Raw genomic sequence first — 4,490 nt, forward strand, 5'->3', positions numbered from 1 at the left:
GGCCGTGCTCGCCGACGCCAGCCTCGCCGCGCCGCGCCCCGGCGATGCGCTGGACCGCCTGCGCGAGGCCACGACTGCGCAACTGAACGACCGCGATTTCGGCTTCGACCTGGTGCTGGCCGATGCCGGCGCGCCGCTGCCCGAGCGCGCCGACGCGCTGTTCGACTGGTGCCGCGGCTTCCTCGGCGGCTTCGGCCTGGCCGCAGGGGCTGCGCCGCCGCTGTCCGAGGAAGGGCAGGAAGCGCTGCAGGACGTGGCGCGTCTGGCCCAGGCCAGCGCCGACGATTTCGACAGCGGCGACGAGGACGAGGACGCGCTGGCCGAGATCGAGGAGTTCGTGCGCGTGGCGGTGCTGCTGCTGCACAGCGACTGCGTGCTCGGCCCGCGCCACCGGCAGCGCCTGAACTGATGAAGCGGCTCACCGGGATTTCCTCCGGCGAGTACGTGCGCCGGCGCCGTCATTTGATGGACATGGCCGGCGAGCAGGCCATCCTGGTGCTGCCCAGCGCACCGGAGCGGGTGCGCAGCCACGACACGCACTACCCGTACCGGCAGGATTCGGACTTCTGGTATCTGTGCGGGTTCGCCGAGCCGGACGCAGTGCTGGTGCTGGTGCCGGGTCGCCGCCACGGCGAGGCGCTGCTGTTCTGTCGCGAACGCGACCCCGAGCGCGAAGCCTGGGACGGCCCGCGGGCGGGCCAGGAAGGCGCGGTCGAGCGCTACGGCATGGACGATGCCTATCCGATCGACGACCTCGACGAGATCCTGCCCGGGCTGCTGGAAGGTCGCTCGCGGGTGTATTACCACTTCGGCCGCGACGTCGATTTCGACCTGAAGCTGATCGGCTGGGTCAAGCGCGTGCGCGAGCAGGTGCGGCACGGCGCGCAGCCGCCGCACGAATTCCTGGAGCTCGGCCATCTGCTGCACGAGCAGCGCCTGTTCAAGTCGCGCGACGAGATCGCGCTGATGCAGGTCGCTGCGGACCTGAGCGCGGCCGGGCACCGCGCGGCGATGCGGCTGGCGCGGCCGGGCGTGCACGAATACCAACTGCAGGCCGAGATCGAGCGCGAATTCCGCGCCGGCGACGCCTGGCCGGCCTACGGCAGCATCGTCGGCAGCGGCCACAACGCCTGCGTGCTGCATTACCGCGCCAACGCCGCGCGCCTGCGCGACGGCGACCTGGTGCTGGTCGATGCGGGCGCCGAATACCGCGGCTATGCCGCCGACATCACCCGCACCTTCCCGGCCAACGGCCGCTTCAGCGCCGAACAACGCGCGCTGCACGACCTGGTCGGTGCCGCGCATGCTGCCGCGCTGGCGCAGGCGCGCCCGGGCGTGGCCTACGAGGCCGGACACCTGGCCGCGGTGCAGACCCTGACCGAAGGCCTGCTGCGGCTAGGCCTGCTCAAGGGCAGCGTCGAGCAGAACCTGGCCAGCGGCGATTACCGGCGCTTCTACCGGCACAAGACCGGGCACTGGCTGGGCCTGGACGTGCACGACGTCGGCGACTACCGGCTGGCCGGCGAATCGCGCCTGCTCGAGCCAGGGATGGTGTTCACCATCGAACCCGGCCTGTACGTGTCGCCGGACGACAAGGACGTGGACCCGAAGTGGCGGGGCATCGGCATCCGCACCGAGGACGACGTGCTGATCACCGACGACGGCCATCGCGTGCTCACCGATGCCCTGGCGCGCAGCGCCGAGGAGATCGAGGAGTGGATGGCTGGGAATGGGGAATAGGGAAACGGGAATGGGAAAAGCGGTCGCCGCGCGCGGAAAGGTCGGCTAGCAGACCTGGCGCGTTTGCCGTTGCGAATCCCCAATCCCGGCGGCGGCCGTCAGGCCGCCGCGGCAGACTGACGCCGCCCCCTTGCGTGCAGGCGGCCGGTTGCGCACAGTGACTGGCTGAACAAGGGGGATTCATGAAGATGTGGATGCGATGCCTGCTGGCGGCAGGACTGTGCGTGGCCGTCGCAGCGCAGGCGCACGCGCAGCAAGTGGCCGCGCCGGCGGCGCCAGCCGATGCTGCGCCCGCGGCGACGCAGGCACCTGTGCCTGCTGCGGTGCCCACGCTGGCGCTGGACGATCTAGAGACGTTGCTGTCGCTGCGCGCTGCGCCGGAGGCCCGCGCGCAGATGCTGGCGCAGGTCGTCGCGCTGGCGGGGAAGGGCGATGGCGCCTCGGCGTACGTGTTGGGCGTGCTCTACCGCAATGGCGAGGCGCATCCGGCGCATCTGGTGCCGCGCGACCTGGACACGGCTCGCTACTGGCTGGAGCGCTGCCTGGGCATGCCGCGCTGCCCGCTGCTCGCGTTGGCGTCGCTGGCCGAGCTGGAACTGTCCGCCGGCAATGCCAAGCCGGCGCTGCAATGGGCGCAGGGCTGGGTGGCGCTGGACCGCGAGTTCACCACGCGGGCGCGCGAGATCGAAGGCCGCCGTGTGCGGCCCAGTCAGCGCAATCGCGATACCGCCTACCATGCCTACCTCCTGGAGCGCTGCTATGCGGCGATGCCGAGCGGCGACCGCGACGCGATCGGCCTGTCCTGGTTCAATGCATTTCGCGTGCAGTGGGGCCGGGTCCTGGACCGGATGCTGTTCGCGCAGCTCGATGCGCTGCAGGCGCAGGATGGCGAGGAGGCTGGCGGGCTGACTGCGCGTGCCGAGAATCAACGGCGCAAGACCGTGCTGGACAGCCCGATGGATCTGCCGGTCACGCCGGCGTTGAGCCTGTTCCTGATGCGCGGCGATCCGCAGGGCGGACGTCCCGAGTCCGCCCTGGTGCTGGAGGCGCTGCCTTCGCCGAACGCGGCACGTGGACTTGAAGCGCTGGCACGCGATTTCAAGACCGCGCCGTATCCGGCCGCCGCCGGGCAGCGCCGCTACGACCTGATCCCGATGAGCTTCAATCGCGGCCCGTACGCGTTGACCGGCAAGTGATCGAGGTGGCGGCTCAGGCCGCCGCCGCAAACACCGGCCGCGTCAGGTTCTCGGGTGCGTCCTCGGTGCACACCACTTCGTCCTCGATGCGGATGCCGCCGTAGGGCTTGAATTGCTCCACGCGCGACCAGTCGACGCTGCCGCCATGGCCGGCCTGCTTGAGCTCGTCCAGCAGCATGTCGATGAAGTACAGGCCCGGCTCGATCGTTACCACCATGCCCGGTTCCAGGGTGCGGGTCATGCGCAGGTAGGGATGGCCGTCGGGGCGTTCGATGCGGCCGCCGCGGTCGCTGGCGGCGAAACCGGCGACGTCGTGCACCTGCAGGCCGATCGGGTGGCCCAGGCCGTGCGGGAAGAATGCAGCGCTGACGCCGGTGGCCACCGCGGTTTCCGGCGACACGGTGAGCACGCCGGCGTCCTTCAGCACGCCCATCAGCGCCAGGTGCGCGTCCAGGTGCAGTTGCCGGTAGTCGACGCCGGCGCGCACGTGCTGGCCCATGCGCTGCTGCGCGGCGTCCACCGCGTCGATCAGCGCCTGGAACTCGCTGTCGCGATCGGCGGCGTAGGTGCGGGTGATGTCGCTGGCGTAGCCGTGCGCCGAGGCGCCGGCGTCGATCAGGAAGCTGCGCAGCGGCGTCGGCGCCTGCCGCTGCAGTTCGGTGTAGTGCAGCACGGCGCCGTGTTCGTTCAACGCCACGATGTTGCCGTACGGCAGTTCGTTCGCGTCCTGGCCGACCGCGGCGCAGTAGGCCATGTGGATCTCGAACTCGCTGCGGCCGTCGCGGAACGCGGCCTCGGCGGCGCGATGGCCGCGCACCGCCGAGTGCTGCGCCTGGCGCATCAGTGCCAGCTCGTACGGCGTCTTGTAGGCGCGGTGGTATTCCAGGTAGTCCAGCACCGCCGGCGGGTTGTTCGGCACGTAGGCGCCCAGCGCGCTCTGCGGCTCGCCGAGGATCGCGCTGCGCGCGGCATCCGGCAGCAGCGCCAGCGCCTCGTCCGGGGTGCGGATCAGATGGATGTCGCAGTGGTCCACCCACCAGCCGCGGGGCGCATCCGGCACCACGTGCCAGTAGTCGCGCGGCTGGTGGAAGATCACCTGCGGACGGCGCCCCGGCGTGTACACCAGCCAACTGTGCGGCACCCGCGTCAGCGGCAGCCAGGCCTTGAACTGCGGGTTCACCGCGAACGGATAGTCGCGATCGTCGAACACCTGGTAGTGCAGGTTGCCGCTCGGGACCACCAGGTGGTCGAAGCCACCGCGCGCCAGCGCTTCGTCGGCGCGTCGGGTCAGGGTGCGCAGGTGGTCGGGATACAGGGCGCTTGGATCGTGCTGGGGCATGGCGGCGGACTCGTTCGGCGATGCGGAAACGGGGGCGCCAAGTGTGCCGGAAACGGTGCAGGCGTGTGGACGTGCACGGACGGCCTATGCATGGCATGCGATGCCGAAGCTACGCCGGCGACGCGGGGCTTTGTCGATCCACCGGAGACTCTTTGCGGCCGATCGCGCAACGGTCGCGGATGGCCGCCGCAGATACCGTCTTACCCCCTAGCAGG

The 4,490-nt window shown here is 70.7% G+C and carries 4 protein-coding genes; 3 read left to right on the forward strand and 1 reads right to left on the reverse strand.

The window, feature by feature from the left end:
• The 3 genes from D180_RS03570 to D180_RS03580 all read left to right on the forward strand — a co-directional run.
• Window positions 1-409 (forward strand): UPF0149 family protein (locus tag D180_RS03570; protein WP_017911699.1); only part of this gene is annotated, 409 nt, incomplete at its 5' end.
• Entirely contained in the window at window positions 409-1,740 is a 1,332-nt protein-coding gene (locus tag D180_RS03575; protein WP_043090422.1) for an aminopeptidase P N-terminal domain-containing protein, read from the forward strand. The genes D180_RS03570 and D180_RS03575, both read left to right, overlap by 1 nt.
• 182 nt (window positions 1,741-1,922) lie before the next feature.
• Entirely contained in the window at window positions 1,923-2,936 is a 1,014-nt protein-coding gene (locus D180_RS03580) for a hypothetical protein (protein ID WP_017911701.1), read from the forward strand.
• A gap of 13 nt (window positions 2,937-2,949) precedes the next feature.
• Here the strand turns inward: D180_RS03580 and pepQ are convergent, their stop codons facing one another.
• Window positions 2,950-4,275: a Xaa-Pro dipeptidase gene (pepQ, locus tag D180_RS03585; RefSeq protein ID WP_017911702.1), complete on the reverse strand. Its 1,326-nt coding sequence runs from the start codon at window positions 4,273-4,275 to the stop codon at window positions 2,950-2,952.
• Window positions 4,276-4,490 lie beyond the last annotated feature (215 nt).

This window comes from Xanthomonas sp. SHU 166 (genome assembly GCF_000364685.1).
GTDB classification, from domain to species: domain Bacteria; phylum Pseudomonadota; class Gammaproteobacteria; order Xanthomonadales; family Xanthomonadaceae; genus Xanthomonas_A; species Xanthomonas_A sontii.

What these genes read in the sequence shown, in the direction of transcription:
- D180_RS03575 (WP_043090422.1), top strand. Translation starts at nt 409, where the DNA reads ATGAAGCGGCTCACCGGGATTTCCTCCGGCGAGTACGTGCGCCGGCGC.
- pepQ (WP_017911702.1), bottom strand. Translation starts at nt 4,275, where the DNA reads ATGCCCCAGCACGATCCAAGCGCCCTGTATCCCGACCACCTGCGCACC.
- D180_RS03580 (WP_017911701.1), top strand. Translation starts at nt 1,923, where the DNA reads ATGAAGATGTGGATGCGATGCCTGCTGGCGGCAGGACTGTGCGTGGCC.